21 protein-coding genes and 12 tRNA genes are annotated in these 26,122 nt (G+C 65.6%); 9 read left to right on the forward strand and 24 right to left on the reverse strand.

Annotated elements, in window-relative coordinates; genetic code table 11:
* Positions 1–21 precede the first annotated feature (21 nt).
* Positions 22–1,788 carry a cation:proton antiporter gene (locus tag ACVCL9_RS06075; RefSeq protein WP_447098751.1) on the reverse strand — a complete coding sequence of 589 codons (1,767 nt, stop codon included), beginning with the start codon at positions 1,786–1,788 and terminating at the stop codon, positions 22–24.
* Positions 1,789–1,958: 170 nt separating this feature from the next.
* Here ACVCL9_RS06075 and ACVCL9_RS06080 point away from each other — a divergent pair.
* From ACVCL9_RS06080 to ACVCL9_RS06090, 3 genes are all read left to right on the forward strand, one after another.
* Positions 1,959–2,034: transfer RNA gene (locus ACVCL9_RS06080), tRNA-Ala, on the forward strand.
* Positions 2,035–2,103: 69 nt separating this feature from the next.
* Positions 2,104–2,179: transfer RNA gene (locus tag ACVCL9_RS06085), tRNA-Glu, on the forward strand.
* 36 nt (positions 2,180–2,215) lie between these two features.
* Positions 2,216–2,292 (forward strand) — tRNA-Asp (locus ACVCL9_RS06090).
* Between the two features lie 111 nt (positions 2,293–2,403).
* Here ACVCL9_RS06090 and ACVCL9_RS06095 read toward each other — a convergent pair.
* Entirely contained in the window at positions 2,404–2,832 is a 429-nt protein-coding gene (locus ACVCL9_RS06095) for a DUF1249 domain-containing protein (RefSeq protein WP_395121398.1), read from the reverse strand.
* A gap of 84 nt (positions 2,833–2,916) precedes the next feature.
* Complete coding sequence (gene ppsR / locus ACVCL9_RS06100; protein WP_395118849.1) at positions 2,917–3,732, reverse strand: posphoenolpyruvate synthetase regulatory kinase/phosphorylase PpsR; 816 nt, start codon at positions 3,730–3,732, stop codon at positions 2,917–2,919.
* 224 nt (positions 3,733–3,956) lie between these two features.
* On the opposite strand from ppsR, the gene ppsA reads away from it, so the two are divergent.
* Positions 3,957–6,329 (forward strand): phosphoenolpyruvate synthase, encoded by a 2,373-nt coding sequence (gene ppsA / locus ACVCL9_RS06105; protein WP_447098750.1) that lies wholly within the window; start codon positions 3,957–3,959, stop codon positions 6,327–6,329.
* Positions 6,330–6,585: 256 nt separating this feature from the next.
* Here the strand turns inward: ppsA and ACVCL9_RS06110 are convergent.
* Positions 6,586–6,675: transfer RNA gene (locus ACVCL9_RS06110), tRNA-Ser, on the reverse strand.
* Between the two features lie 108 nt (positions 6,676–6,783).
* Here ACVCL9_RS06110 and ACVCL9_RS06115 point away from each other — a divergent pair.
* Entirely contained in the window at positions 6,784–7,485 is a 702-nt protein-coding gene (locus tag ACVCL9_RS06115; RefSeq protein WP_395118853.1) for a PP2C family protein-serine/threonine phosphatase, read from the forward strand.
* Positions 7,486–7,503: 18 nt separating this feature from the next.
* Here the strand turns inward: ACVCL9_RS06115 and dnaQ are convergent, their stop codons facing one another.
* Genes dnaQ through ACVCL9_RS06130 form a run of 3 tightly spaced genes read right to left on the reverse strand, consistent with a single transcriptional unit; the run spans position 7,504 to position 9,356 of the window.
* Positions 7,504–8,208, reverse strand: a complete 705-nt coding sequence (dnaQ, locus tag ACVCL9_RS06120; protein ID WP_395118855.1) for a DNA polymerase III subunit epsilon — start codon at positions 8,206–8,208, stop codon at positions 7,504–7,506.
* Positions 8,205–8,648 carry a ribonuclease HI gene (gene rnhA / locus ACVCL9_RS06125; protein ID WP_395118857.1) on the reverse strand — a complete coding sequence of 148 codons (444 nt, stop codon included), beginning with the start codon at positions 8,646–8,648 and terminating at the stop codon, positions 8,205–8,207. Before rnhA ends, dnaQ begins: the two co-directional genes overlap by 4 nt.
* A 6-nt stretch (positions 8,649–8,654) precedes the next feature.
* Entirely contained in the window at positions 8,655–9,356 is a 702-nt protein-coding gene (locus ACVCL9_RS06130) for a class I SAM-dependent methyltransferase (protein ID WP_395118859.1), read from the reverse strand.
* 238 nt (positions 9,357–9,594) lie between these two features.
* Between ACVCL9_RS06130 and gloB the strand changes: the two genes are divergently transcribed.
* On the forward strand, positions 9,595–10,359 hold the full coding sequence (gloB, locus tag ACVCL9_RS06135) for a hydroxyacylglutathione hydrolase (protein WP_447099451.1): 765 nt from the start codon (positions 9,595–9,597) through the stop codon (positions 10,357–10,359).
* The gene (locus ACVCL9_RS06140) at positions 10,356–11,525 is read left to right on the forward strand and encodes a transglycosylase SLT domain-containing protein (RefSeq protein WP_447098749.1); all 1,170 of its coding nucleotides are present in this window, start codon (positions 10,356–10,358) and stop codon (positions 11,523–11,525) included. Before gloB ends, ACVCL9_RS06140 begins: the two co-directional genes overlap by 4 nt.
* Before the next feature lie 112 nt (positions 11,526–11,637).
* Here ACVCL9_RS06140 and ACVCL9_RS06145 read toward each other — a convergent pair whose 3' ends face one another.
* The 16 genes from ACVCL9_RS06145 to rlmE form a co-directional block, all read right to left on the reverse strand.
* Positions 11,638–13,548 (reverse strand): SurA N-terminal domain-containing protein, encoded by a 1,911-nt coding sequence (locus ACVCL9_RS06145; RefSeq protein WP_447098748.1) that lies wholly within the window; start codon positions 13,546–13,548, stop codon positions 11,638–11,640.
* Positions 13,549–13,703: 155 nt separating this feature from the next.
* Positions 13,704–13,780: transfer RNA gene (locus tag ACVCL9_RS06150), tRNA-Asp, on the reverse strand.
* 8 nt (positions 13,781–13,788) lie between these two features.
* Positions 13,789–13,863, reverse strand: a tRNA-Val gene (locus ACVCL9_RS06155).
* Positions 13,864–13,883: 20 nt separating this feature from the next.
* On the reverse strand, positions 13,884–14,156 hold the full coding sequence (locus ACVCL9_RS06160; RefSeq protein ID WP_136258998.1) for an HU family DNA-binding protein: 273 nt from the start codon (positions 14,154–14,156) through the stop codon (positions 13,884–13,886).
* A 333-nt stretch (positions 14,157–14,489) separates the two neighbouring features.
* Entirely contained in the window at positions 14,490–16,970 is a 2,481-nt protein-coding gene (gene lon, locus ACVCL9_RS06165) for an endopeptidase La (RefSeq protein WP_447098747.1), read from the reverse strand.
* 169 nt (positions 16,971–17,139) lie between these two features.
* Positions 17,140–18,435 carry an ATP-dependent Clp protease ATP-binding subunit ClpX gene (gene clpX, locus ACVCL9_RS06170; RefSeq protein ID WP_136258996.1) on the reverse strand — a complete coding sequence of 432 codons (1,296 nt, stop codon included), beginning with the start codon at positions 18,433–18,435 and terminating at the stop codon, positions 17,140–17,142.
* A 109-nt stretch (positions 18,436–18,544) separates the two neighbouring features.
* On the reverse strand, positions 18,545–19,174 hold the full coding sequence (gene clpP, locus ACVCL9_RS06175; protein WP_395118867.1) for an ATP-dependent Clp endopeptidase proteolytic subunit ClpP: 630 nt from the start codon (positions 19,172–19,174) through the stop codon (positions 18,545–18,547).
* Positions 19,175–19,209: 35 nt separating this feature from the next.
* On the reverse strand, positions 19,210–20,502 hold the full coding sequence (gene tig / locus ACVCL9_RS06180; protein WP_447099450.1) for a trigger factor: 1,293 nt from the start codon (positions 20,500–20,502) through the stop codon (positions 19,210–19,212).
* A gap of 85 nt (positions 20,503–20,587) precedes the next feature.
* A tRNA-Leu gene (locus ACVCL9_RS06185) sits at positions 20,588–20,673 on the reverse strand.
* 227 nt (positions 20,674–20,900) lie between these two features.
* Positions 20,901–20,976 (reverse strand) — tRNA-Lys (locus ACVCL9_RS06190).
* A 35-nt stretch (positions 20,977–21,011) separates the two neighbouring features.
* Positions 21,012–21,088, reverse strand: a tRNA-His gene (locus tag ACVCL9_RS06195).
* A gap of 13 nt (positions 21,089–21,101) precedes the next feature.
* Positions 21,102–21,178 (reverse strand) — tRNA-Arg (locus tag ACVCL9_RS06200).
* Between the two features lie 25 nt (positions 21,179–21,203).
* A tRNA-Pro gene (locus ACVCL9_RS06205) sits at positions 21,204–21,280 on the reverse strand.
* Between the two features lie 177 nt (positions 21,281–21,457).
* Positions 21,458–21,534 (reverse strand) — tRNA-Arg (locus tag ACVCL9_RS06210).
* Positions 21,535–21,733: 199 nt separating this feature from the next.
* Positions 21,734–23,692 (reverse strand): ATP-dependent zinc metalloprotease FtsH, encoded by a 1,959-nt coding sequence (gene ftsH, locus ACVCL9_RS06215; protein WP_395118869.1) that lies wholly within the window; start codon positions 23,690–23,692, stop codon positions 21,734–21,736.
* On the reverse strand, positions 23,685–24,338 hold the full coding sequence (gene rlmE / locus ACVCL9_RS06220) for a 23S rRNA (uridine(2552)-2'-O)-methyltransferase RlmE (protein ID WP_447098746.1): 654 nt from the start codon (positions 24,336–24,338) through the stop codon (positions 23,685–23,687). The genes ftsH and rlmE overlap by 8 nt, the downstream gene beginning before the upstream one ends.
* A gap of 81 nt (positions 24,339–24,419) precedes the next feature.
* Here rlmE and yhbY point away from each other — a divergent pair, with 81 nt between their 5' ends.
* Positions 24,420–24,716, forward strand: a complete 297-nt coding sequence (yhbY, locus tag ACVCL9_RS06225; protein ID WP_447098745.1) for a ribosome assembly RNA-binding protein YhbY — start codon at positions 24,420–24,422, stop codon at positions 24,714–24,716.
* Complete coding sequence (locus ACVCL9_RS06230) at positions 24,716–25,093, forward strand: Mth938-like domain-containing protein (protein ID WP_447098744.1); 378 nt, start codon at positions 24,716–24,718, stop codon at positions 25,091–25,093. The genes yhbY and ACVCL9_RS06230 overlap by 1 nt, the downstream gene beginning before the upstream one ends.
* A gap of 25 nt (positions 25,094–25,118) precedes the next feature.
* On the opposite strand, the gene ACVCL9_RS06235 is transcribed toward ACVCL9_RS06230, so the two are convergent.
* Positions 25,119–26,093 (reverse strand): peptidoglycan DD-metalloendopeptidase family protein, encoded by a 975-nt coding sequence (locus ACVCL9_RS06235; RefSeq protein WP_447099449.1) that lies wholly within the window; start codon positions 26,091–26,093, stop codon positions 25,119–25,121.
* Positions 26,094–26,122 lie beyond the last annotated feature (29 nt).

Genomic DNA, 26,122 nt, shown 5'->3' on the forward strand with positions numbered 1-26,122 from the left:
CCCCCGCGTGGGACGTCGTTGTCAATCGGCCCCGTCCGCCGGCGGCTCCGGCTTGTCAAGGGTTTCCTTCAACGCCGCCTGCAACCGCGCATGCATGTGCACCAGGCCCCGCCACAGCACCACCGACAGCACCGCCCCCACCACCAGCAGGAAGATGGCGATGCCGCGCGGCGGCAGGATCGCCGAACCCAGCGCGCTCAGCAGGATGCCCAGCAGCAGCAGCGTGGCCAGCGGAATCACCCGCGCCAGCACGTTGCGGATGGCGTGGGTGTAGGAGCGCGCAAAGCTCTCGCGTATGCCGATCTCGGCCAGCAACATGCCCAGCGCGCCGGCCTTGCGATACACCGCGATCAGCATCGGCAGCGACAGGAACAACGCGCAGGCCCAGATCACCGTGTGCCGCATCTCGCGCCCGATGCCCACCGTGGAGAACCAGGTCCAGCCATGCGCATTGACATAGGCTCCGACCATGAACAGGGTCACCACCAGCAGAATGTTCACCGCGATGTGCCACAGCAGGCGCCGCAGGATCGCCGCCAGCGTGGCGTTCTCGTTCACCGGCTTGAGATGTTCCAGCCAGCCGCTGTAGCTGGTGGCCAGCAATTGCACGGAACGTGGCGTGACCCGCCGCAACCCGCTGGCCACGCGGTCGCCCGAGCGCGACAGGTACGGCGACAACGCCATGCACACCACCGAGACCGCGACGGCCACCGGATAGATGAAGTCGCTGATCACGCCCAGTGAAAGGCCGAGCGTGGCGATCACGAACGAGAACTCGCCGATCTGCGCCATGCCGAGGCCCGCCCGCAGCGCGGTGCGCGGTTCGTGCCCGACCACCAGCACGCCGAGGCTGCAGGCCAGCGTCTTGCCGACGACGACCACCCCCGCGATCAACAGCGCCGGCACCGCGTACTGCCACAGCATCGCCGGGTCGATCTTCAGGCCGATCGCCACGAAGAACAGCGCGGCGAACATGTCGCGCAAAGGCTCGACCAGCTGGACCACCCGGCCGGCGCTGCGCGACTCGGCCACCACCGCCCCGGCCAGGAAGGCACCCAACGCCACGCTGAAGCCCATCCACACCGCGACCAGGCTGGCGCCGAAACAGATCCCCAGCACGCTGACCAGCAGGGTTTCGTCGCGACCGAAGCCGGCCACGTAGTCCACCAGCCGCGGCAGCAGCAGCAGGCCCAGGATCATGCCGACCACCACGAACAGGCCCAGGTGTCCGATCAGGGTGAACGCCGCCTCCGCCTGCACCGAGCCGCCGATGGCCACCGCGGTGAGCAGGGTCAGCATGATGATGGCGAGCATGTCTTCGGCCACCAGCAGGCCCACCACCAGTTGGGCGAACGGCTGCTGACGCTGGCCCAGCTCGGACAGGGTGCGCGTCGCCACCATGGTCGAGGACAGCGAAATGATCGCGCCGAGAAACAGCGCATCCATGCCCTTCCAGCCGAACAGGCTGCCGATGCCGTAGCCGATCCACAGCATCAGGCCGACCTCGCCCACCGCCACCAGCAACATGCCGACACCCACGTCGCGCAGCTTGCGCACGCTGAATTCCAGGCCCAGCGTGAACATCAGCAGCACCACGCCCAGGTTGGAGATGTCGTCGATGGCGCGCGCGTCGCCGACCAGCACGCCGGGCGTGTGCGGACCGATCAGCACGCCAGCCAGGATGTAGCCCAGCAGCACCGGCTGACGCAGGCGCTGAAACAGGATCGTGGTGGCGCCGGCCACCAGCATCACCACGGCAAGATCACGGATGAACCCGATTTCGTGCATCGCCTTCCTTCGCCGTTGCCCTCGTCGCTGCAGCATAAAGGAGCGTCGGCGAAGATCGCGTCCGCATCGCCGCAGCCGTGGCGCGATGTGATGATGCGCACGCGCAACGGCGTCGAAAAAAAGCTTGACGGGCAAGCAACCCCACCCTATTCTTCTCGGCTTCCAGCGGCGGGGCCATAGCTCAGCTGGGAGAGCGCCTGCATGGCATGCAGGAGGTCGGCGGTTCGATCCCGCCTGGCTCCACCAGGTTTTGATTCAGTGCAAGTCCTTTGCGAGAACCCGCGCATCCATGTGCGGACTTTTCGAAAAATCAACGTCCCCATCGTCTAGAGGCCTAGGACATCACCCTTTCACGGTGGCGACCGGGGTTCGAATCCCCGTGGGGACGCCAAGTTGGGCCGCGCAAGCTGGAAGCTGTTGCAACTGCGGAGTGGTAGTTCAGTTGGTTAGAATGCTGGCCTGTCACGCCGGAGGTCGCGGGTTCGAGTCCCGTCCACTCCGCCACCATTCAAAACGAAAACCCGCCTGGCGCGGGTTTTTTGTTGTGGTGATTTGTGCATCCATCCATGGGCGCAAAGATCAGGACGCAGCCATGGATCGCTTTGAATAGAACCGCTATTCCCCACCGCCTTCGTGCGACTCCGGCTGCGGCTCCAGGGTGCCGGTGGAATGCCCCTGCTCGGCGAGGTATTCCAGCCATCGGGCCAGGAATCGGTTCATGCGCAGGCGGTACTGGAACACCGAGTGCACCGGGGAAAACGGGCCCAGCACCTGCCACAGGTGCCGGCCCGGGTGGCAGTGCAGCGCCTCGGCGACATGCGCGTCGGTGTACATGCGCAACTGCGCCGAGGGCGCGCGCTGGCCGGTGTGCGCATCGACGAATCCGTAGGTGAGCTCCAGCTCGACGGTGTACGGGTGGTGCTCCTGCACCTGCAGGTGCACGTCCAGGCCGTCGTCCACGCTCGACACGTAGCGGCCGGCGGGAAGCTCGTGCGGCGCGAACAGCCGCGCGAGGCGGTGATAGTTCTCCGCATACAGACCCATCAGGGTCTCGAACCGTCCCGGCAGCAGGCTGTTTCGATGGTCCAGTACGGCACTCGTGGGCAACGCACAAACTCCGGATGAAAATCAGAACATGGTCCGCTCGATGCCGAAGCGGTCGAAGATCTTGCTGGCGATCTCCTCGATCGACACGTGAGTGGTGTTGAGGCTGGGTATCCCGGCCTGGCGCATCAGCCGTTCGGCCTGTTCCAGCTCCCAGCGGCATTGCGCGATCGTGGCGTAACGGCTGCCGGAGCGGCGCTGCTCGCGAATCTGCGCCAGGCGTACCGCGTCGATGGTCAGCCCGTAGAGGCGGTCCTTGTAGGGCCGCAGCCGCGCGGGCAACTCCAGTTTCTCCAGGTCCTCGTCGGTCAACGGATAGTTGGCGGCGCTGACGCCGTAATGCAAGGCCATGTAAAGGCAGGTGGGCGTCTTGCCCGAACGCGACACGCCGACGAGGATCAGATCGGCATCGGCGTAATTCACGTCGATCCCGTCGTCATGCGACAACGCGTAGTTGGTGGCGTTGATGCGCGCCTCGTACTTGTCGAAATCGACCATGCCGTGCGAGCGATTCACCGCACCGGACCGGCGCGTCTGCAGCTCTTCCTCCAGCGGACCGATGAACGGCGCGAACACGTCCAGCATCAGCGCACCGCTCGAAGCCACGATGTCGCACAGGTTGCGGTCGGCCATGGTGTTGACCACCACCGGACGCTGCCCGGTCTGTGCGTAGTTGGTCTTGATCCGCAGTGCAGCCAACTCGGCCTTGTGCGGGTTGTCGGTGAACGGCAACCGGTGCTTGTCGAACCGGACACCCTCGAACTGCGCCAGGATGCTGTTGCCGATCGTCTCGGCGGTAATACCAGTGGAATCGGAAATGAAAAACACGGTTCGCTGCATGTGAAGCTTCCGCCGGGCCGAGTGCGCAGGCTCGCACCTTAGCGCAAGGGCAAAACGCTGTCCCGTGTTGAACGCGCGTTGACTGGTATCGGGTTGGAATGACATCGCGTGGCACTGGTCTTCTTGTGCTTCGCACCATCCGCGGCGGACAATACCAGTTTCCCGCAGCGCGCCCGCGACCGCTGGTTCCCTGCCCCCCGTTCCGCCATCCCGAGGAGACACCCTTGAACGACCTGGTGCTTTGGCTCGATCAACTGCGCATGACTGACCTTGGCAAGGTCGGCGGCAAGAATGCTTCGCTGGGCGAAATGATCGGCAACCTAGCCAAACTGGGTGTCTCGGTGCCCGGCGGCGTTGCCACCACCGCCAGTGCGTTCCAGCAGTATCTGGAAAAGAGCGGGCTGGCCCGGCGCATCCAGGATCGACTGGCCACGCTCGACGTCGACAACGTCGATGCCCTGGTCGCGGCCGGCAAGGAAATCCGCGGCTGGATCGTCGACACCGCCCTGCCCGCCGAACTCGAGCAGGCGATCCGCGCGGCCTACATCAAGCTGTGCAGGGACGCCGGTGCCGACGACATCGCGGTTGCGGTTCGTTCCTCTGCTACCGCCGAGGACCTGCCCGACGCCTCGTTCGCCGGCCAGCAGGAAACCTTCCTCAACGTGGTCGGCATCGACGACGTGCTGCACAAGGTGAAGGAGGTCTTCGCCTCGCTGTACAACGACCGGGCCATCGCCTACCGCGTGCATCAGGGCTACAAGCACGAGGACGTGTTCCTCTCCGCCGGCGTGCAGCTGATGGTGCGTTCGGACGTGGGCGCCTCCGGCGTGCTGTTCACGCTGGACACCGAGTCGGGCTTCCGCGACGTGGTGTTCGTCACCGGCTCCTATGGTCTGGGCGAGATGGTCGTGCAGGGCGCGGTGAATCCCGATGAGTTCTACGTGTTCAAGCCGACCCTGCGCGCAGGCAAGCCGGCCGTGCTTCGTCGCAACCTGGGCGCCAAGCAGTTGCGCATGGTCTATTCCAGCGCGCCGGGCGAGCGCGTGAGGACCGAGGACACTCCGGCCGAACTGCGCCACAAGTTCTGCATCAGCGACGACGACGTGCAGGAACTCGCCCGCCAGGCGCTGATCATCGAGAAACATTACGACCGCCCGATGGACATCGAGTGGGCGAAAGACGGCCACACCGGCAAGCTGTACATCGTGCAGGCCCGCCCGGAGACGGTGAAGTCGCGCTCGCATGCGACCCAGCTGGAGCGCTTCAGCCTCAGCGAGAAAGGCAAGGTGCTGGCCGAAGGCCGCTCGATCGGCCAGAAGATCGGCGCCGGCAAGGCCCGCGTGATCCGCTCCCTGAGCGACATGAACAAGGTGCAGGTCGGCGACGTGCTGATCGCCGACATGACCGACCCCGACTGGGAGCCGGTGATGAAGCGCGCCTCGGCCATCGTCACCAACCGCGGTGGTCGCACCTGCCACGCGGCGATCATCGCGCGCGAGCTGGGCGTGCCGGCGGTGGTCGGCACCGGCAATGCGCTGGAGCTGATTCCGGATGGCGCTGACGTCACCGTGTCCTGCGCCGAAGGCGACACCGGCACGATCTACGAAGGCATCCTGAAGTACGAGCGGATCACCGCGGATCTCGGCGACATGCCCGAGGCGCCGTTGAAGATCATGATGAACGTGGCCAACCCGGAGCGTGCCTTCGACTTCGGCCAGCTGCCGAACGCCGGCATCGGCCTGGCCCGGCTGGAGATGATCATCGCCAGCCACATCGGCGTGCATCCCAAGGCGCTGCTGGAATACGCCAAGCAGGACGCCGAAACCAAGGCAAAGATAGACGAGCGCATCGCCGGCTATGCCGGCCCGGTCGAGTTCTACGTCGATCGCCTCGCCGAAGGCATCGCCACCATCGCCGCCTCGGTCTACCCGAAGCCGGTGATCGTGCGCCTGTCCGACTTCAAGTCGAACGAGTACGCCGGCCTGCTCGGCGGCTCGCGCTACGAGCCGCACGAAGAGAACCCGATGATCGGTTTCCGCGGCGCCAGCCGCTACGTCGACCCCAGCTTCGCCGAGGCGTTCGCGCTGGAATGCAAGGCAGTGAAGCGCGTGCGCGAGGTGATGGGTCTCTCCAACGTGTGGGTGATGATCCCGTTCGTGCGCACGCTCGGCGAAGGCCGCAAGGTGATCGAGGTGCTGGCGAAGAACGGCCTCAAGCAGGGCGAGCACGAGCTCAAGGTCATCATGATGTGCGAGGTCCCGTCGAACGCCCTGCTCGCCGACGAGTTCCTCGACATCTTCGACGGCTTCTCGATCGGCTCGAACGACCTCACCCAGCTCACCCTGGGCCTGGACCGCGACTCCAGCATCGTCGCCGGCCTGTTCGACGAGCGCGACCCGGCGGTGAAGAAGCTGCTGGCCATGGCGATCAAGACCGCCCGCGCCAAGGGCAAGTACATCGGCATCTGCGGCCAGGGCCCCAGCGACCACCCCGACCTCGCGGAGTGGCTGATGGAACAAGGCATCGAATCGGTCTCGCTGAACCCGGACACCGTGGTCGATACCTGGTTGCGGTTGGCAAAGAAGAAGGCTGGCTGAGGCCAGCGCGTCCGGTGCGGCAAACATGCCGCGTTGTTTGCAAGGGGGCCGGTCTCGACCGGCCCCCTTTTTCACGTGCGTGACTTGCAAAACGCCCTTTCGGCAAGGGGATTATTCGTCCCGTCCGGGCCAGACCCTTCCGCGCCACGCGCTCCGGGGCCAGCCTGCGGCTGTCCGTATTCGTTCCGGACGAATCCGTCGAACCGGGCGGATCGTGCAATACGCAAAACGCCCCTTTCGGGGCGTTTTGCGTATCTGGCGGAGAGGGTGGGATTCGAACCCACGGTACGCTTGCACGTACGCCTGATTTCGAGTCAGGTACATTCGACCACTCTGCCACCTCTCCGGTCGGGTGCATGGGCGCATGCGAGCCGCGAATCATACGCGAGCAAGGGAACCGTGACAACAACCGTGGCTTGCGGCATGCTGCACAGCTTGCCCTGACACTAGCCCCATGATCGAGCTCGGACACGGAACCCATGTCGGCCTGCGCCGCACGCGCAACGAGGACACCTACCACGCCGATGTCTCGCTCGGCCTGTTCCTGGTCGCCGACGGCATGGGCGGCCACCAGCATGGCGAGGTAGCGTCGGCACTGGTGCGCGATGCGATGGTCGAGCTGGTCGGCGCCGGGTCGGGCCTGATCGAGGCCGTCAATGGTGCGGGCGAGCGATTGCTGGCGCACGCCCGGCCCAGCTTCGACCTGTTGCCGATGGGCACCACGATCGCAGCACTGCGGATCGTCGGCGACGCGTATGAAGTGGCCTGGGTCGGAGACAGCCGCATCTACCTGTGGCAACACACCCTGCGCCGCGTCAGCCACGACCATTCGCTGGTCCAGGCACTGGTGGAAGCCGGCCAGCTCGACCCGGCCCAGGCGGCGCAGCACCCGCAGCGCAACCTGCTCACCCAGGCACTCGGCGTCACCGCCACCGAGCAACTGCGCATCGGCATGGCCCGCGGCACGCTGGAACCCGGCATGAGCTTCCTGCTGTGCAGCGACGGCTTGACCGAGTGCGTCGACGATGCAGCGATCGCCCGTACTGTCGCGCGCAACGACCTCGCCGCGCAGGAATGCGCCGACCAATTGCTGTTGGACGCGCTCGACGGCGGTGGCGACGACAACATCACCGTCGTCCTCGTGCGCTGCAGCTGAAACATCGCGCCGCGCGGCTCAACCCAACCGGCGCCACACGCTCTGTCCGCCCGCGCTCTTGTCCAGCGCATCGAGCCGTCGCTCATGCTCCAGCAACTCGCTTGCCGACGCGCACAGTACACGTGGACGCACCTGCAGGGTTGCCGGCGGCAGTACCACCGCGTGTTGCGGGGTCGCTGCATCGAACTCCAGATCCAGCCCGACCTGACCCGAGGTCATGGCCAGATAGACGTCGGCCAGCAGCTGCGCGTCGATCAGGCCACCGTGCAGGTCGCGACGCGAGTTGTCCACGCCCAGCCGCTTGCACAAGGCATCCAGGCTGTTGCGCTGGCCGGGATAGCGCTCGCGCGCCATCGCCAGCGTGTCCAGCACGCTGCACCGATCGGCGATGCAGCCGCTGGCGGCACCGAGGCGCGCCAGTTCGGCGTCGAGAAAGCCCACATCGAACGCCGCGTTGTGGATGATCAGTTCGGCGCCGGCGATGAAGGCGAGGAACTCGTCGGCGACATCGGCAAAGCGCGGCTTGTCGAGCAGGAACTCGTCCTCGATGCCGGTGACCTGGCGGGCGCCTTCGTCGATCGCACGATCGGGGTTCAGATACGTCTGGTAGTAGCGACCGGTGAGCCTGCGTTCGACCATCTCGACGCAGGCGATTTCCACCAGGCGATGGCCCTGGCGTACTTCCAGGCCGGTCGTTTCGGTATCCAGGACGATCTGCCTCATGCCCCGCTCCTGATCGACTCGGCCTGCTCGCGCGCGGCGCGGTCGACACGCTCGTTTTCCGCGTGGCCGTTGTGGCCGCGCACCCACTGCCAGCGAACCTGGTGCGTACCCACCGCATCGGACAGGCGCTGCCACAGATCCTGGTTCTTGACCGGCTTGCGGTCGGCCGTGCGCCAGCCGTTGGCGCGCCACTTCGGCAACCACTGCTCGATGCCCTGCATGACGTAGCGCGAATCGGTAGTGAGCGTGACCACGCAGGGGCGCTTGAGCGCCTCCAGCGCGCCGATCGCCGCCATCAGCTCCATGCGGTTGTTGGTGGTGGCGGGCTCCCGGCCGGCCAGCATCCGCTCGCCGCCAGGGGCCCGCAGCAAGGCGGCCCAGCCGCCCGGTCCGGGATTGCCGAGGCAGGCGCCGTCGGTAAATGCTTCCACTTCACTCATGGGTGTTCAGGTATCCCTTGTTGCCTGCAGGGCCGGGTTGGGCCGTGTCCCCGGCGACAGCCTGCCCGCTGCCGGCACCGGCAGTTTCACGGGCTTGATGCGCAGCGGTGTGGCCAGTCGCCGCTGCTTGCGCGCGAGCAACACATAGCCGCCACCCAGCACGCTGTCCATTGTCGTCGAAGTCGCCGGCAGCCCCGGCCAACCGCGTCCGACGCGGCGGGCCAGTTCGATCTCCATGCCTGCATGGCGCAGCACGCGTTCCAGCTGCAGCGGAAGCTGCAGCTTGAGCGTCCGGCCCCGCGCATGCCAGCGCAACCACGGCGACCACCCGCTGACCGGATGCACACCGGTCAACGCCAGCACCCCGCCCGGCGCCAGCACGCGCAGCACGTCTTCCAGCAGCGCCGATGACACCGGCGATACCTCCAGGGCGTGACGCAGCAGGACCAGATCGAACGCGTCGGCCACGAACGGCAGCGGCTGATCCACGGCGGCACGCAGATCGCCGCCATAGCGACCGCCGTCGAGATAAAGACGAACCCAACTCCCCAGCATCGGCAGCGCCGGCGGCGCCTCGTCCGCGGCGACGCCGAGCAACAACGCGTGCGTGCCGAAACAACGCTGCAACTCCGGCGCCAACACCCGCGCCTGGGCATCGCGCAACCGGCGCAGCGGTGCACTGGCGTAGATGTCGTCCTGTGGGTGCATGCAGCGGGGGTCCAGGGGCTGGCGCGAACCTCCAGTTTAGCTGCAGCGGCAACCGATCGCAGTCGCCTGACCTGGCGCACGGATCTGAATGACCGACCCACCTCTTAACACCATGCTAACGAGAAGCTGCCGATGCCCCTTTATAGTCGGGCGCTCCCATGCGGCCGGGCGGCCGCGTCTGCCGGTGACGCATCGGCATCGACGCGCCGTCGGTGTCGCCCGACCATCCGGAACCGCCTTGCACCTTCTCCCTCTACCGGCCCTCACCGACAACTACATCTGGCTGCTTCATGACGATGAAGGCCAGGCCGTGGTCGTCGATCCGGGCGATGCGGCGGTCGTCGAGCAGGCCTTGGCGCAGCACCGGTGGCGCCTGCGTGGCGTGTTGCTGACGCATCATCACAACGACCACATCGGCGGGGCGGCTGCACTGCGGCAACGCCATGACGTGCCGGTATACGGACCGCGTGATTCGCGCATCGAAGGCCTGACGCACGCCGTCGGCGATGGCGACACCGTGGAGTTCTCTGCGCCCGACCTGGTTTTCGAGGTGCTGTCGATTCCGGGACACACCCTCACCCACGTCGGCTACGTCGGCGCCGGCCTGCTGCTGTGTGGCGACACCTTGTTCAGTCTCGGCTGCGGGCGCCTGTTCGAGGGCACGCCGACCCAGATGCTCGCCTCGCTGGACCGTCTGGCGGCGCTGCCCGGTTCGACCCAGGTTTGCGCCGGGCACGAGTACACCCATGGCAACGGCCTCTTCGCCGACACGGTTGAGCCGGGCAACTCCGCGCTGCGGGAACGGCGGCACGAAGTGGCGCAATTGCGTGCCGACGGCCAGGCCAGCCTGCCCGTCACGCTGGCCACGGAGCTGGCAACCAATCCATTCCTCCGGGTCGACGCCGACGCCGTGATCGACTGGTGCGCTGCACGCGGCGTCGACGGCAACCGCGTGTCCCGCTTCGCCGCACTGAGGGCGGCCAAGGACGTCTTTCGCGCATGAACCGGACGCCCCGACACCTGCTGCTGCCGCTGGCGCTGTCGACAGCGCTGGCCGCCTGCAGCAACATGCCTTCGCAACCGGCACGCGCACCTGTCGCCGTCGTCGCCCCCGCCAGCACGCCACCGGCGGTTGCCGCCAGTGTCGCGACTGCGGCACCTGTACCGGCGGCCGACCTGTGGGATCGACTGCGCAGCAGTTTTGTCATGCCGGATTGCAATGCCGACCCCGCGGTGCTGGCGTGGGCCGGGCGCTACACGCGCAGCCCGGCGCGGTTCGAGGACACCTTGCGCGAGGCGATGCCGCGCCTGGCCTATGTCCAGCAGGTCGCCGAGCAATACGACGTGCCCGGCGAGTTCGCACTGCTGCCGTGGGTGGAGAGCCGTTACCGCCCGGTGCAGGGACGCAGGCACCATGCTGCCGGCATGTGGCAGATCATGCCGGTGACCGCCCGCTCGATGGGCCTGCGCGTGGATCGCCATTACGACGGCCGGCTGGACATACCGGCCGCAGCGCACGCCGTGATGAAGTTGCTGCGGCAATACCACGACCGCTTCCACGACTGGCGCGTGGCCGACTATGCATACAACGCCGGCGAGTTCAAGATACGCGGGTTGATCAGCCGCCACGGCATGCCGGCGGACAAGCCGGCGATCCCCGACCTGCCGGTACGCCGCGTCACTCGCGAGCACCTGACCCAGTTGCTGGCGATCGCATGCGTGATACGCGAGCCGTCGCGCTTCCAGGTCAGCCTGCCCAGCCTGCCGGAGTCCGAGCACCTGGTGCAGGCACCGGTGACGCATCCCGTCACGGTGGCGCACGCCGCCGAAATGGCCGGCATGCCGGAATCGGCCCTGCGTCATCTCAATGCGGCATTCCGCGGCAACAAGCTGGATGGGCGAACGGTTTCGCATCTCATGCTGCCGGCCGGTCACGCCGGTCGGTTCGAGCTCGCCATGCTCGATGCCGCCGCGGCCTCCACCACCACCGCAGCAGACGACGAATCGTCCCGCGGTCCTGACACGCACGTGGTCAGCCCCGGTGAAAGCCTGTGGCAGATTGCGCGCGAGTATTCGACCAGCGTCGCGCATCTGCAGCAACTGAACGACCTGGCCCAGGGCCAGGCGATCCAGCCGGGACAGGTGCTGAAGCTGGGCGACGTCGACTGAAGGCTTGCGCCGCCACTGACCTGCTCCGTGGCGACATCGTGCTCTCGGGGTCAGCCTTCGCCGGTGCGCACGGCACGAGCCATGCGCACCGGCGCCAGCCGAGCGAACCCGGCTACAGCAGGTTCTTGTTGATCTTGATCTTGGTCTTGGCGCGCAGCGTCTGGAGCAGCTCGCGCGTCGCCTCGCCGGCATAAGCCTGGGCCATCTGGCGATGCAGCATGTCGCGCTCTTCCGGCGTGATCCTGGAGAGATCGCCGGGCTGCACCTTGTCCACGGCCACCAGCGCGAAGCCACCATCACCCATGTTCACTTCGGCGAAGCTGGGCTTGTCGGGCGCCGACGGATGTGGCAACAGGTAGGCCTCCTTCAGCACCGGCGCCGGCACCTGCAGCGACTGGCCGCGCACGGCTTCGGCCACGCTGACGATCCTGGCGCCGAGCGACTTGGCCACCGCTTCCATGTCCTCGCCCTTGCGCAGGCGCGCCAGCACGTCATCGGCCTGCTTGCGGGCCGCCGCCGTGATGCGCTCCTCCAGGATGCTCTGCTGCACCTTGGCGCGAACCTCGGCCAACGGCTTGACCGCAGCCGGCACGTGCTTGTCAACGTGGATCACGATGGAGTGGTTGTTGCCCAGATCGATCAGACTCGAATTGTTGCCCTGGACCAGCACGTCGTCGCTGAATGCGGCGGCGACCACCTTTGGGTTGGCCGCCAGGCCCTTGCCGTCGGTGCGCGAAAACAGCGGCAGGGTCTGGATCGGCAGATCAAGCGCGGCGGCCGCGGGCTCGAGCGAGCCCGGGTTCGAGTAGGTCTGGTCCGCCATCTTGCCGGCCAGTTCGTTGTACTCGCGATCGCGCTCGGCGGTGGTCGCCTCCTGCAGCAACTGGTCGCGCACTTCGGCAAACGGCTTGGACTCGCCACTGCGCACGTCGCGCAGCCAGATGATGTGGTAGCCGTCGGAGGACAGCACCGGCTTGGAGATCTGCCCCTTCTGCAGCGCAAACATCGCCGAATCGAAGGCGGCGTTGGTCACGCCCTTCTCGAGCCAGCCGAGGTCGCCGCCCTGGCGCCGCGAACCCAGATCCTGTGAATCCTTTTCGGCCAGCTGGGCAAAATTCGCCGGCGTGGCTTCGGCCGCGATCTTGTCCGCGGTGGCCAGCGCAGCCTTCTGCTGTTCGGGCGTGGCGTTGGGGGGCACGTTGACGAGGATGTGCGAAACCAGCCGCTGCTCGGGCTGCACGAAGCGCTGCTTTTCCTCTTCGTAGCGCGCCTTGAGTTCCTCGTCGCTGGGGGCCGCTTTCGGCTTGAGCTTGGCGCTGTCCACCTCGACGTACTTCACCGAAACCCGCTCGGGATTCATGTAATCGGCCTGGTGCGCCTTGTACCAGGATTCGATTTGCGCGTCGGTCACCTCTTTCTCGGCGGGCTCCGGCTTCTGCAGCACGAAGTAACGCAGGTCGCGCCGCTGAGTGGCCAGGCCGAGATAGTTGTCGACGCGCTCGTGGCTGATGATGGCGCTGTCGCTGATTGCCTGCGGCAGCAGTTGCGTGGCCAGCGAGGAGCGGATCTCGTCCTCGAACATGGCCGAAGTCTTGCCGCTGCTGGTGAGGTAAGCCCGGTAGCTGGTCGGGTCGAACTTGCCGTTGACCTGGAACGCCGGGATACCCGCGATGGCGTCGCGCAGCGCCTGATCGGAGACGCGCATGCCCCAGTCGGCATTGGCCTGCAGCAAGAGCTGCTCGTCGATCATCGCGTCCAGCACACGCAGCTTGGTTTCCGTCTTCTCGAACACGGTCGGGTCGAACTGCTCGCCCTGCTGCTCGCTGACTTGCTGCCGCAACTGGTTCATGCGGTTCTGGAATGCGTTCTGGCTGATTTCCTGCTTGCCCACCTTGGCCACGAATGTGTCGTTCTGCGAGGTGAAATAGCTCTCCATGCCAAACAGCGACATCGCCAGCACGGCGAGGCCGAGAACGATGATGGACGGCCATCCGTGCATCTTGTTACGCATTGCCTGCAGCATAGAAATCTTCCCGCAACGTGATTTGGAAGCGCGCGAAGCGCATGATCCACACGAGGCACCGGATGCCTCATCGCTGCATGCCGGGGCGCCATGGCATCGCCGGAACACGCAGGTCTCAAACGACAAAGGCGCCCCACGGGCGCCCTTGCTAAACGTGGCGGAGTGGACGGGACTCGAACCCGCGACCTCCGGCGTGACAGGCCAGCATTCTAACCAACTGAACTACCACTCCGCACAATCTGGTGGGTGCTGTAGGGATCGAACCTACGACCACCGCCTTGTAAGGGCGACGCTCTACCGCTGAGCTAAGCACCCCGAAACCAAGCGCAAGCCGCTTAGTTTAGGGCATCCTTCAGGGTCTTGCCAGCCTTGAACGCGGGCACTTTCGACGCCTTGATCTTGATCGTTTCGTTGGTCCGCGGGTTGCGCCCGGTGCGCGCGGCACGCTTGCGCACGGTGAACGTGCCAAAGCCCACCACCGAGACATCCTCACCCTTCTTCAACGACTTCTGGATGGCTTCCAGGTAGGCCTCCAGCGCACGACCAGCGTCTGCCTTGGTCAGCTCGGCCTTCTCGGCAATGGCATTGATCAGATCGGTTTTGTTCATTGAAAACTCCCTCGTTCGGATTTCGCCCGCGCGATCCGTCGCGGGACGGATGACGCGGGCATGGATGGTTGGCTGGTGCCAGAGCCGTGGCGCAACTCCGCATCGCCTCGTCGTCAGCAAGCGCGGGGGCTGCGGCATCGCCTTTATACCAGTGCCCCGCCGCTATCCGCAACACAAGGCACAGCAACGTTTCCGCCGGTTCGGCATGGTCAAAAAGCGCATGCGCAAGCCGGCTCCCGACACAGCCCGGAACTTCGCCGATCAACGTCGACACGGCTGCATCACGAGCCTATCGCGCGGGTGCCTCCGGCCCGCGCGCCCGCGATCGCGCGATCAATGCGTCAGTGAGTGTCCTTCCGCCGACTCCCCGGCGACGGCTGCCGGCGGCGTCTCGCTCGCCGGCTTGGGCTGCACCGGATGCTCCAGTGCGATGTCGAGCACCTCATCGATCCAGCGCACCGGGTGGATCTCCAGCGATTCGGTGATGTTCGCCGGCATGTCCACCAGATCCTTCTTGTTGTCCTCGGGAATGATTACCGTGGTGATGCCGCCGCGATGCGCCGCCAGCAGCTTTTCCTTGAGACCGCCGATGGGCAGCACGCGACCACGCAGGGTGATCTCGCCGGTCATGGCCACTTCCGAACGCACCGGCACCTTGGTCAGCACCGACACCAGCGCGGTGCACATGGCGATGCCGGCGCTGGGACCGTCCTTGGGGGTGGCACCCTCGGGAACGTGGATGTGCACGTCGAGCTTCTGGTGGAACTCCGGATCGATGCCAAGCCGGTCGGCGCGCGCGCGCACCACCGAGAGCGCAGCCTGGATCGACTCCTTCATCACGTCGCCCAACTGGCCGGTGTGCACAAGACGCCCCTTGCCCGGCACCACCGAGCCCTCGATGCTGAGCAACTCGCCGCCGACCTGGGTCCACGCCAAGCCAGTGACCAGGCCCACTTCGTTCTGCTGCTCCTTGCGGCCGAAGTCGAAACGACGCACGCCGAGGTAGTCGCCCAGGTTCGCCGCGTCCACCTTGACGCGGCCTGCCGCGACCTTCGACTTGCCTGCAGCCGCTTTCGCCCGGGGCGTCCCGGTCTTGGCCTTGGCCTTCTTCACCTGGCCGAGAGTCAACTCCTTGACCACCTTGCGGCAGATCTTGGAAATCTCGCGCTCCAGATTGCGCACGCCGGATTCGCGCGTGTAGTAGCGCACGATGTCGCGCAACGCCTCTTCGGCGACGTCGAGTTCCTCCGGCTTGAGGCCGTTCGCCTTGAGCTGTTTCGGCAACAGATACTTGCGCGCGATACCGAGCTTCTCGTCTTCGGTGTAACCCGGGATGCGGATGACCTCCATGCGGTCGAGCAGCGGGCCGGGGATGTTCAGCGAATTGGCGGTGGCAATCCACATCACCTCGGACAGATCCAGGTCGACCTCCAGATAGTGGTCGTTGAATGCGTGGTTCTGCTCCGGATCGAGCACTTCCAGCAGCGCCGACGAGGGATCGCCGCGGAAGTCCATCGACATCTTGTCGATCTCGTCCAGCACGAACAGCGGATTCCGTGCGCCGGCCTTGTTGATGTTCTGCACGATGCGCCCGGGCATGGAGCCGATGTAGGTGCGTCGGTGGCCGCGAATCTCGGCCTCGTCGCGCACGCCACCCAGGCTCATGCGAACGAACTTGCGGTTGGTCGCCTTGGCAATCGACTGGCCCAGCGAGGTCTTGCCCACGCCGGGCGGGCCGACCAGGCACAGGATCGGCCCCTTCATCACCGACACGCGCTGCTGCACGGCGAGATATTCGAGGATGCGCTCCTTCACCTTCTCCAGGCCGAAATGATCAGCGTCGAGCACTTCCTGCGCCATCTGCAGGTCCTTGCGCACCTTGCTGCGCTTCTTCCACGGCACGCCGACCAGCCAGTCCAGGTAGTTGCGCACGACGGTGGCCTCGGCCGACATCGGCGACATCTGGCGCAGCTTGCCGAATTCCTGCCGTGCCTTGGCAAGCACCGGCTTGGGCATGCCGGCAGCTTCGATCTTCTTCTGCAGTTCCTCGACCTCGTTGGGACCGTCCTCGCCGTCGCCCAGCTCCTTCTGGATCGCCTTCATCTGTTCGTTGAGGTAGTACTCGCGCTGACTCTTTTCCATCTGCGACTTGACCCGGCCGCGGATGCGCTTTTCGACCTGTTGCAGGTCCATCTCGCCATCGACCAGCCCGATCAGCAGTTCCAGCCGCTTGCCCACGTCGGCCGTCTCCAGCACCTTCTGCTTGTCGGCCATGCGCACGGAAAGATGCGCGGCGATGGAATCGGCCACGCGCGAGGGGTCGTCGATGCCGGACAGGCTGGCCAGCACTTCCGGCGGCAGCTTGCGGCTCTGCTTGACCAGTTGCTCGAACAGCGAGATCAGCGTGCGAGAAACGACGTCGAGCTCGCGTTCCTTCGCGTTGTACGCCGGCTCGATGACGCGCGAACGCGCAGTCAGCATGCCGTCGACTTCCTTGAAATCCTCGATCGCGACGCGCGACTGCCCTTCCACCAGCACCTTGACCGTGCCGTCCGGAAGTTTCAGCAGCTGCAGCACGCCGGCCAGCGTGCCGACCTGATGCAGGTCGGCCACCTCGGGGTCGTCGATGTCCGGGCTGGTCTGCGCCACCAGCAGGATCTGCCGTTCGCCTTCCATCGCGCGCTCCAGCGCCCGCATCGACTTGTCGCGGCCGACGAACAGCGGGATCACCATGTGCGGATAGACCACCACGTCGCGCAGGGGCAGTACCGGCAGGGTGTCCAGCGCGACGGGGGCGGGGGCTTGCTTGGCCATGGAAAAGCGATTCCTCGAATTCAAATGGGGTTTCGTCCCGACACTGCACCGGGCCCTTCAGCACGTCAAGTGGAGGCGATCCCGTGCCAGCGCAAGGCTTGCGATGGCCGCAAAACGACGCGGCCCCGGTGAAACCACCGGGGCCGCGCAACGGGCACAGCGGAGTCGATCAGGCCGCGGCGTCGCCGCCGTCGCCCGCCACGCGTTGCTGCAGGTTGCCGCGGTAGATCAGATAGGGCTCGGCCTGCCCCTCGATCACCGCATCGTCGACAACGACCTTGCTGACGTGCTCCAGCGACGGCAGCTCGTACATCGTGTCCAGCAGCACCTGCTCCAGGATCGTGCGCAGGCCGCGGGCGCCGGTCTTGCGCTTGAGCGCCTTCTGCGCGATCGCCTCCAGCGCCTCGGGACGGAACTCCAGCTCGACGTCCTCCATCTCGAACAGCTTCTTGAACTGTTTGGTGACGGCGTTCTTCGGTTCGGTGAGGATCTTCACCAGCGCGGCCTGGTCCAGCTCGTCCAGGGTGGCGACGACCGGCAGGCGCCCGACGAACTCGGGGATCAGGCCGAAGCGCACCAGGTCGGCCGGCTCCACGTCGGCCAGCACCTTGCCCAGGTTCTGCGTGCGCTCCTTGCTGCGCACCTCGGCACCGAAGCCGATACCGGTACTCTCGGAGCGCTGCTGGATGACCTTTTCCAGGCCGGCGAACGCGCCGCCGCAGATGAACAGGATGTTCTTGGTGTCGACTTGCAGGAACTCCTGCTGCGGATGCTTGCGCCCGCCCTGCGGCGGCACCGAGGCCAGGGTGCCCTCGATCAGCTTCAGCAGCGCCTGCTGCACGCCTTCGCCGGAGACGTCGCGGGTGATCGACGGGTTCTCGCTCTTGCGCGAGATCTTGTCGATCTCGTCGATGTAGACGATGCCCGACTGCGCCTTCTCGACGTCGTAGTCGCACTTCTGCAGCAGCTTCTGGATGATGTTCTCGACATCCTCGCCCACGTAGCCCGCTTCGGTCAGCGTGGTGGCGTCGGCGATCGTGAACGGCACGTTGAGCAGGCGCGCCAGCGTTTCGGCCAGCAGCGTCTTGCCCGAGCCGGTCGGGCCGATCAGCAGGATGTTGGATTTGCCCAGCTCGATGTCGTCGCTCTTCTGGCGCGACTCCATCCGCTTGTAGTGGTTGTACACGGCGACCGCCAGCGCCTTCTTGGCGCGCGCCTGCCCCACCACGTACTGATCCAGCGACTCGCGGATCTCGCGCGGCTTGGGCAGCTGGGTATGGCCGGCGGCGGCCTTCTCTTCCAGCTCCTCACGGATGATGTCGTTGCACAGCTCCACGCACTCGTCGCAGATGAACACGGACGGACCCGCGATCAGCTTGCGTACTTCATGCTGGCTCTTGCCACAGAACGAGCAATAGAGAATCTTGCCGCTGTCGCTGGAACGCCCCTGCCGGTCGTCACTCATAACTCTCGATCCTGCTGGTAAATCCGTGTGCGCCGCGAGAATACCACAGGCCTCCGCGTCTGCCTGCAGACGCAGAGCCCATGACGGGACACCGGGTAAAGTCGTCGAATCAGGCGGATTTCACGGAATCCACGGCGCGCTTGTCGAGCACTTCGTCGATCAGGCCGTAGGTCTTGGCATCCTGCGCGTTCATGAAGCGGTCGCGTTCCATGTCCGCCTCGATCTTCTGCAGCGGCTGGCCGGTATGCTCCACGTAGAGGTTGTTCAACCGCTCGCGGATATACAGGATCTCGCGCGCCTGGATCTCGATGTCGGTAGCCTGACCCTGGGCGCCGCCGGACGGCTGGTGGATCATGATGCGGGAGTTCGGCAAGGCGAAACGCTTGCCCTTGGCGCCCGCCATCAGCAGGAACGAGCCCATGCTGCAGGCTTGGCCGATGCACATGGTGCTCACCGCCGGCTTGATGAACTGCATCGTGTCGTAGATCGCCAGCCCGGCAGTAACCGCTCCGCCGGGGCTGTTGATGTAGAAGTTGATGTCCTTGTCCGGGTTCTCCGACTCCAGGAACAGCATCTGCGCCACGATCAGGTTGGCCACCTGGTCGTTGACCTCGCCCACCAGGAAAATCACCCGCTCCTTCAACAGACGCGAGTAGATGTCGTAGGAGCGCTCGCCGCGAGCCGTCTGCTCGACGACCATCGGTACCAGGTTGAGATTCTTGATGGGATCCATGGTCATGCTCGCGGCTTGGGAGTGGACGGGCCTGGCAGTTGTCAGGCGTTGGCTGGGCGCATCACGTCATCGAAGCTCATTTCCTGCACAGTGGTCCTGGCGTGCTCGGCAACCCACTCTGCCACCTGATCTTCCATCACGCGATTCTGCAGCCCCGACATCAACTGGGGGTCGCCGTTGTAGAGTTCAATGACCTTCTCAGGCTCTTCGTAGGTCGAGGCAATCGCGGCCAGCTGCTCGGCGACCCGCTTGCGGTCGATCTTGAGCGCCTGCTTGCGCGCGATCTCGCCCATCAGCAGGCCGGCGATCACCCGCTTGCGGGCAATCGGCAAGGCGGCGTCGATCAGCTGCTGCGGCGGCTGCTGGCCTTCGGGCATGTTGCCCGCCGCCAGGGTGCGTGCCTCCGTCTGCACCATCATCTTGGGCACGTCCAGATCGCCGTGCGCATCGGCCAGCTTGCTGGCCACTTCCGACTTCAGGCGCGCCATCAGCGCGGCCTTGAGTTCGCGTTCCAGGTTGGCGCGAACCTCCTTGCGGAAGGTCTCCAGGCTGCCATCCTCGATGCCGAACAGCTTGGCGAACTCCCCGTCGACCTCCGGCAGCTTCGGCTCCTGCACCTTGATGACGTGGAAACTCACCTTGGCGCTCTTGCCGGCCAGTTGCTCGTTGCGAAAATCCGCCGGGAACTCGATCGCCGCCTCGAACTGGTCGCCGGCCACGTGCCCGGTCAGGGCCTCGTCCAGCGCCGCGAACAAGGTGCCCGAACCCAGCACGCTGCCGGCGCGCTCCTGGCCTTCGGCCGGGAAACGGTAGTCGTCGGCCGTGGCGGCATACTCGAACATCATGAAATCGCCGGCGGCCGAGGCACGCTCGACCTCCTCGAAACTGCGCCGCTGCAGGCGCAGGGTTTCCAGCATGCGGTCGATATCGGCGTCGGTGACTTCGGCCGCGGCGCGATGCACTTCCAGCGCGGAGACGTCGACTTCGGGAAACTCGGGCATGATCTCGAAGGTCGCCGTGTACGCGATCTCCCCGTTCTCGGGACGGCCGGTGGTGTTGATCGCCGGATTCGCGATGGGCTGCAGCTTCTCCTGCTCCACCGCCTCGCGCAGCGTGCTGCCGATCAGGTCGGAAAGCACTTCGCCCCGCACCTGCTCCCCGAAGCGCTGCTTGATCACCGTCACCGGTACCTTGCCCGGCCGGAATCCCTTCAGGCGAACGGTGCGCCCCATCTCCGCGATCCGCGCGCTGACCTGCGTCTCGAACCGCTCCGCGGGAAACTTCACCGTGAGCTTGCGCTCCAGCGAACCGACATTCTCAACCGAAACCTGCATGACGTCTCCTGGTACTACTCTTAAGTGTTGTGACCCTGTCACAGGCGCCATGGCGGGATTCCCCGCCTGCAAAAACGACCGACCATGGTGCGAAAGGGGGGACTCGAACCCCCACGGGGGTTACCCGCTGGAACCTAAATCCAGTGCGTCTACCAATTCCGCCACTTTCGCGATGCTGCCGCCATGGACCGTGCGTGCCGGACGGCCCGGACGACCACCAGCCGTTGCCGAACACCGCCACGGGAACCCTGCGGCAGGCTTGCCCGAGTCGAGGATTCCCTGGTACGAAAGCGGATCATTTTACGGTTGCGCGGCCTTGCAGCACAAGCAGCCCCGTTGACGACCGCAACCGCCCAAAAGCAGACAGGCGCCCGGTTTTGCCGAGCGCCTGTCGTTAGTGGTGGGCCGTGAAGGATTCGAACCTTCGACCAATTGATTAAGAGTCAACTGCTCTACCAACTGAGCTAACGGCCCAGAGACTGGGTCAACCCGGAAAACCGGGGTGGAACTGGGGTGGATGATGGGATTCGAACCCACGACAACCGGAATCACAATCCGGGACTCTAACCAGCTGAGCTACATCCACCATCGTTTGATACTGGTGCGCCCGACAGGATTCGAACCTGCAACCCTCGGCTTAGAAGGCCGATGCTCTATCCGGTTGAGCTACAAGCGCAGTCATCACCAGTAGAACATGTTGCTGGTCGGGGTAGAGGGATTCGAACCCCCGACTTTTGCGTCCCAAACGCAACGCTCTACCAGACTGAGCTATACCCCGGTTTCGAGCCCTCGACACAAGCACCATCGAAGCCTTGAAATGTTACGGGTGACGCTTGGCCCAGTCAATCCGTACAAGCCGCACCATCCACATGAAACTGTCGTTTCCGTCGCCGCGAAGCTCTCGTCGCGATGAAAACGAAACGGGGTGCAAGCACCCCGCTCCACCGAATAAAAATGGTGCGCCCGGAGAGATTCGAACTCCCGACCACCTAGTTCGTAGCCAGGTACTCTATCCAACTGAGCTACGGGCGCACTGAAAAACTTGTCATGCCGTGCTTCGATGCCGGTGCATCGAAGCGCCGAAGCAAGAGGCGGAATTATTCAGACTCCGCGCGCATGCGTCAACCCTTTTCGCAAAATTTCTTCATCTCCGACTCGGGGACACCGCCAGTCAAGGCGGTGATTGCAGGAGACCGCAGGCAGGCGTTCGCACCGTGCCCGCGGGATCGCATCACTCGCCCAGCGACGCGCGATTCTGCGCGGCCGGATCACCAACCTTGCCCACCGGCGCTCCCGCGTCGCTTTTCGGCGGCGGTGGCGGCGGCGTCGAGCCACCCGGGGCGTTCTTGCTCCAGTCCGCCGGCGGGCCGGGCTGGCGCCCGGCCATGATGTCGTCGATCTGGTGGGCGTCGATGGTCTCGTACTGCAACAGCAGCTCAGCCATGGTGTGCAGCTTGTCGAGGTTCGCCGTGAGCAGCTCCTTGCTGCGCGCATATGCGCGATCGAGGATGCCACGCACGACTTCGTCGATCTTGCTTGCCGTCTCGTTGGAGATGCTCTTGTGCTGGGTCACCGAGCGGCCCAGGAAGACCTCGTCCTCGTCCTCGCCATAGGTGATCGGGCCGAGTTCGTCGGACAGGCCCCACTTGGTCGCCATGTTGCGGGCCATCTTGGTGGCGCGCTCGATGTCGTTGGAAGCGCCGGTGGTGACCTTGTCATTGCCGAAAATCAACTCTTCAGCCACGCGCCCGCCATACAACGAGCACAACTGCGATTCGATCGCCACCCGGTTGATGCTGTACTTGTCGCCCTCGGGCAGGTACATGGTCACACCCAGCGCGCGCCCGCGCGGGATGATGGTGACCTTGTAGACCGGGTCATGTTCCGGCACCAGGCGACCCACGATGGCATGGCCTGCCTCGTGGTAGGCGGTGAGCTTCTTCTCGTCTTCGCTCATCGCCATCGAGCGCCGCTCGCTGCCCATCAGGATCTTGTCGCGTGCCTTGTCGAGATGGCTCATGCGCACTTCGCGCGCGTTCTCGCGCGCGGCGAACAACGCCGCCTCGTTCACCAGGTTGGCCAGGTCCGCGCCGGAGAAGCCCGGCGTGCCGCGGGCGATCGTCATCGCGTTGACGTCGCTGGCGATCGGCACCTTGCGCATGTGTACCTTGAGGATCTGCTCTCGCCCACGCACGTCCGGCAGTCCGACCACCACCTGGCGATCGAAGCGGCCCGGCCGCAGCAAGGCCGGATCGAGCACGTCGGGGCGGTTGGTGGCGGCGATCACGATGACGCCCTCGGTGCCCTCGAAGCCGTCCATCTCGACCAGCAACTGGTTCAGGGTCTGCTCGCGCTCGTCATGACCGCCGCCCAGCCCGGCACCACGATGCCGGCCGACCGCGTCGATCTCGTCGATGAAGATGATGCACGGCGCGTGCTTCTTGGCCTGCTCGAACATGTCGCGCACGCGACTGGCGCCCACGCCGACGAACATCTCCACGAAGTCGGAACCGGAGATCGAGAAGAACGGCACCTTGGCCTCGCCGGCGATCGCCTTGGCCAGCAAGGTCTTGCCGGTGCCGGGCGGGCCCACCATCAGCACGCCGCGGGGGATCTTGCCGCCGAGTTTCTGGAACCGGCCGGGGTCGCGCAGGAACTCGACCAGCTCGCCGACCTCCTCCTTCGCCTCGTCACAGCCGGCGACGTCGCCGAAGTTGACCTTGACCTGGTCCTCGCCCTGCAGCTTCGCGCGCGAACGGCCGAAGCTCATCGCGCCGCGCCCACCGCCGCCGGACTGCATCTGGCGCATGAACCAGATGAACACACCGACGATCAGCAGCACCGGCAGCCAGCTGATCAGCAGGCCGATCAGCGAGAAGCCCTCGGAGGGGTCCTGGCGCACTTCCACGCCCTGGTCCTGCATCTGCTTGACCACTGCATTGGTAGAGAAGCCCAGCATCGGCGCGACAGTGCGGAAGGCACTGCCATCCTTCAGCTTGCCGCTGATCGTGGCGGGCTGGTCGGCGCTGATCGTGGCGCTGGAGACGTTGCCGCTGCTCACGTTCTGCACGAACGCGCTGTAGGCCAGGTCGGATGAACGGCTGCTGCGGGGGTTGAAGCTTTCAAACACGGTGAACAAGACCACCGCGATGATCACCCAGAGCAACACGTTTTTCGCCGTTTCATTCATGAACAGTACTCGCCAGTGGCACCGCGGCAGGTTTGCGCCCGGTCGCCAGTGCATACACCTCACGCGAACGCGCGCGCGAGGCCTTGGGTTTACGCATCGTCACGCGACTGAAGTCTGCGCGCAAGCAACGCAGATAATCGTCAAAACCGACTCCCTGGAACAACTTGATCAGGAACGAGCCGCCCGGCTTGAGCCACTGCCTGCTGAAATCCAGCGCCAACTCCGCCAGTGCCATCGCGCGAATCTGGTCGGCAAGCGCCACTCCACTCATGTTGGGGGCTATATCGCACAGTACAAGATCCAGCCGGTGCCCCTTCAGGCGGGCCTCCAGCTGGCGCAGCACCGACTCCTCGCGGAAGTCGCCCTGCAGGAAATCCACCCCGGCGATGCTCTGCATCGGCAGGATGTCCAGCGCGAACACCTTGCCGCTGTCGCCCAGCCGGTTGCGCACCAATTGCGACCAGCTGCCCGGCGCCGCGCCGAGATCCACCACGTTGATGCCCGGCTTGAGCAGCTTGTCGCGCTCGATCAGCTCCTCCAGCTTGTAGACGGCACGCGAACGCAGCCCTTCGGCCTGTGCCTTCTTGACGTATTCGTCGTTGAAATGTTCACGCAGCCAGACTGCGCTGCTTTTGCTGCGGGCCATGTCTTGAGGGAATATCTGATCGGGAGGAGGCCGTTGCATGATACCCTGTGCAGTCCCTTGATCGTGAACCTGGCCTGCCCCATGCCGCTTACACCCTCGCAGATCCGCTACCTGCGCGGCCTCGCCCACGACGTGAAACCCGTCGTGTTGCTGGGCAACAAGGGCGCCACCGAAGCTGTCGTGAAGGAGCTGGGACAGGCGCTGGACATCCACGAACTGGTGAAGGTGAAGCTCTCCGGCGGCGACAAGCAGGAGCGGCAGGCGCAGATCGACGTGCTCGCCAGCGGCACCGGCGCGGAGACGGTCCACCAGATCGGCCATGTCGTGGTGCTGTTCCGCCGCAACGCCGACGAACCGGGCATCGCCCTGCCGCGCTGATGGACCTGTCACTGGAACAAGCCGATGGCTATCTGCTGGTGCGTCGGGTTGACGCACGCAGTGTCACCCTGCTCGACCGGGTCGTCGAACACAGCTTCCTGCTCACCCCCGCCGGCATCACCGAAGCATGGCCGGTCACGGCCGCAGGCAGCCTCGGCGTCGACGACGTCCCCGTGCTGCTGGCATTGAAGCCCGAGGTGGTGATCCTGGGCACCGGCGAGCGTCAGGTGTTCCCGGCCGCGGCGTTCATGGCCGGCTTCCTGCGCAAGGGCATCGGCATCGAGGTGATGGACAACGCGGCCGCCGCGCGTACCTACAACCTGCTGGCCGGCGAGGATCGCCAGGTCGTGGCCGGCTTCATCCTGCCTCCCGCCTGATCGGGCACCTTCCGTGCCGCCGCGATCAGCGTGGCGGCAGGTAGCTGAGCGGGTCCACCGGATTGCCGTTCTTGCGGATCTGGAACTCGAGCTCGTTGCGGGTCGCGCCGGTTGAACCCATCTCGGCGATCTGCTGCCCGGCCGTCACCCGCTGGCCTTCCTTCACCAGGCGCCAGCGGTTGTGCCCGTAGGCCGACAGGAAACTGTCGTTGTGCTTGATGATGACCAATTCGCCATAGCCGACCAGGCCGTTGCCGCTGTAGACCACCACGCCATCGGCGGCAGCCCGCACCGGGTCACCCGAATTGCCCGCGATCTCGATGCCGGGAATGGCATCGCTGCCGTTGAAGCGCCCGACCACCGACCCGCCTTCGACGGGCCAGCGCCAGCTCACCCCACCGACATCACGCGCCGGGCCGGCGACCACGGGCTTGGCCACGGGTGGCACTTTCGCCGGCGGCGTGACGGAAACCCCGGCCACCGGCACGGCATCCACCGCCGGCGGCGCATGCGCCGCCGGTGTAGCGGAAGGAATGGCGGGCCGCGCTCCGGCCGTCGCCGCCGTGGCTGGCACGGCCTCGGTGACCGGTTCGAACACGGAAGCCGCGGCCGACGTGCCCGGCGCCCGAGGGGAACCGGCGACCGTACCCGGCGTGCGCGCCACGGCCGGTTTCGTCACCGCCGACGGCGACAGCGTCAAGCGCTGCCCCGGCCAGATCGTGTAGGGCGCCGCGATGGCATTCCACTGGGCGAGGTCGCGAAAATCCACGCCGTTGCGGAAGGCGATGGAATAGAGCGTGTCCCCTTTTGCCACCACGTAGCTGCCACCCGGAATCGGCGTGCGCGCCACGCGGGAGGACGGCGCGGCGGCAGGCGACGGGTAGCTGCCCGCGGCGGGCTCGATCACCACCGAACTGCGCATGGTGCCGCAGCCGGCCAGCAACGCCGCCGCGACAACCAGGCAGGGAAAGCGAACTGAATGATCCATGCGGTCCAGCATACCGAGGCGCGCCGCCATTTTCATGCGCA

It is taken from the genome of Rhodanobacter sp. UC4438_H5, assembly GCF_052978405.1.

Bases quoted from the DNA above. Each gene is read 5' to 3' on its own strand.
- dnaQ (WP_395118855.1), bottom strand. From the start codon at position 8,208: ATGAGGCAGATCGTCCTGGATACCGAAACGACCGGCCTGGAAGTACGC.
- ACVCL9_RS06095 (WP_395121398.1), bottom strand. From the start codon at position 2,832: ATGGGTCTGTATGCGGAGAACTATCACCGCCTCGCGCGGCTGTTCGCG.
- ACVCL9_RS06230 (WP_447098744.1), top strand. From the start codon at position 24,716: ATGGACCTGTCACTGGAACAAGCCGATGGCTATCTGCTGGTGCGTCGG.
- rnhA (WP_395118857.1), bottom strand. From the start codon at position 8,648: ATGAGTGAAGTGGAAGCATTTACCGACGGCGCCTGCCTCGGCAATCCC.
- ACVCL9_RS06235 (WP_447099449.1), bottom strand. From the start codon at position 26,093: ATGCTGGACCGCATGGATCATTCAGTTCGCTTTCCCTGCCTGGTTGTC.
- ftsH (WP_395118869.1), bottom strand. From the start codon at position 23,692: ATGAATGAAACGGCGAAAAACGTGTTGCTCTGGGTGATCATCGCGGTG.
- lon (WP_447098747.1), bottom strand. From the start codon at position 16,970: ATGGCCAAGCAAGCCCCCGCCCCCGTCGCGCTGGACACCCTGCCGGTA.
- yhbY (WP_447098745.1), top strand. From the start codon at position 24,420: ATGCCGCTTACACCCTCGCAGATCCGCTACCTGCGCGGCCTCGCCCAC.
- ACVCL9_RS06075 (WP_447098751.1), bottom strand. From the start codon at position 1,788: ATGCACGAAATCGGGTTCATCCGTGATCTTGCCGTGGTGATGCTGGTG.
- rlmE (WP_447098746.1), bottom strand. From the start codon at position 24,338: ATGGCCCGCAGCAAAAGCAGCGCAGTCTGGCTGCGTGAACATTTCAAC.
- ACVCL9_RS06115 (WP_395118853.1), top strand. From the start codon at position 6,784: ATGATCGAGCTCGGACACGGAACCCATGTCGGCCTGCGCCGCACGCGC.
- ACVCL9_RS06145 (WP_447098748.1), bottom strand. From the start codon at position 13,548: ATGCTGCAGGCAATGCGTAACAAGATGCACGGATGGCCGTCCATCATC.
- clpX (WP_136258996.1), bottom strand. From the start codon at position 18,435: ATGAGTGACGACCGGCAGGGGCGTTCCAGCGACAGCGGCAAGATTCTC.
- ppsR (WP_395118849.1), bottom strand. From the start codon at position 3,732: ATGCAGCGAACCGTGTTTTTCATTTCCGATTCCACTGGTATTACCGCC.
- ACVCL9_RS06130 (WP_395118859.1), bottom strand. From the start codon at position 9,356: ATGCACCCACAGGACGACATCTACGCCAGTGCACCGCTGCGCCGGTTG.
- clpP (WP_395118867.1), bottom strand. From the start codon at position 19,174: ATGACCATGGATCCCATCAAGAATCTCAACCTGGTACCGATGGTCGTC.
- tig (WP_447099450.1), bottom strand. From the start codon at position 20,502: ATGCAGGTTTCGGTTGAGAATGTCGGTTCGCTGGAGCGCAAGCTCACG.
- ACVCL9_RS06160 (WP_136258998.1), bottom strand. From the start codon at position 14,156: ATGAACAAAACCGATCTGATCAATGCCATTGCCGAGAAGGCCGAGCTG.
- ACVCL9_RS06140 (WP_447098749.1), top strand. From the start codon at position 10,356: ATGAACCGGACGCCCCGACACCTGCTGCTGCCGCTGGCGCTGTCGACA.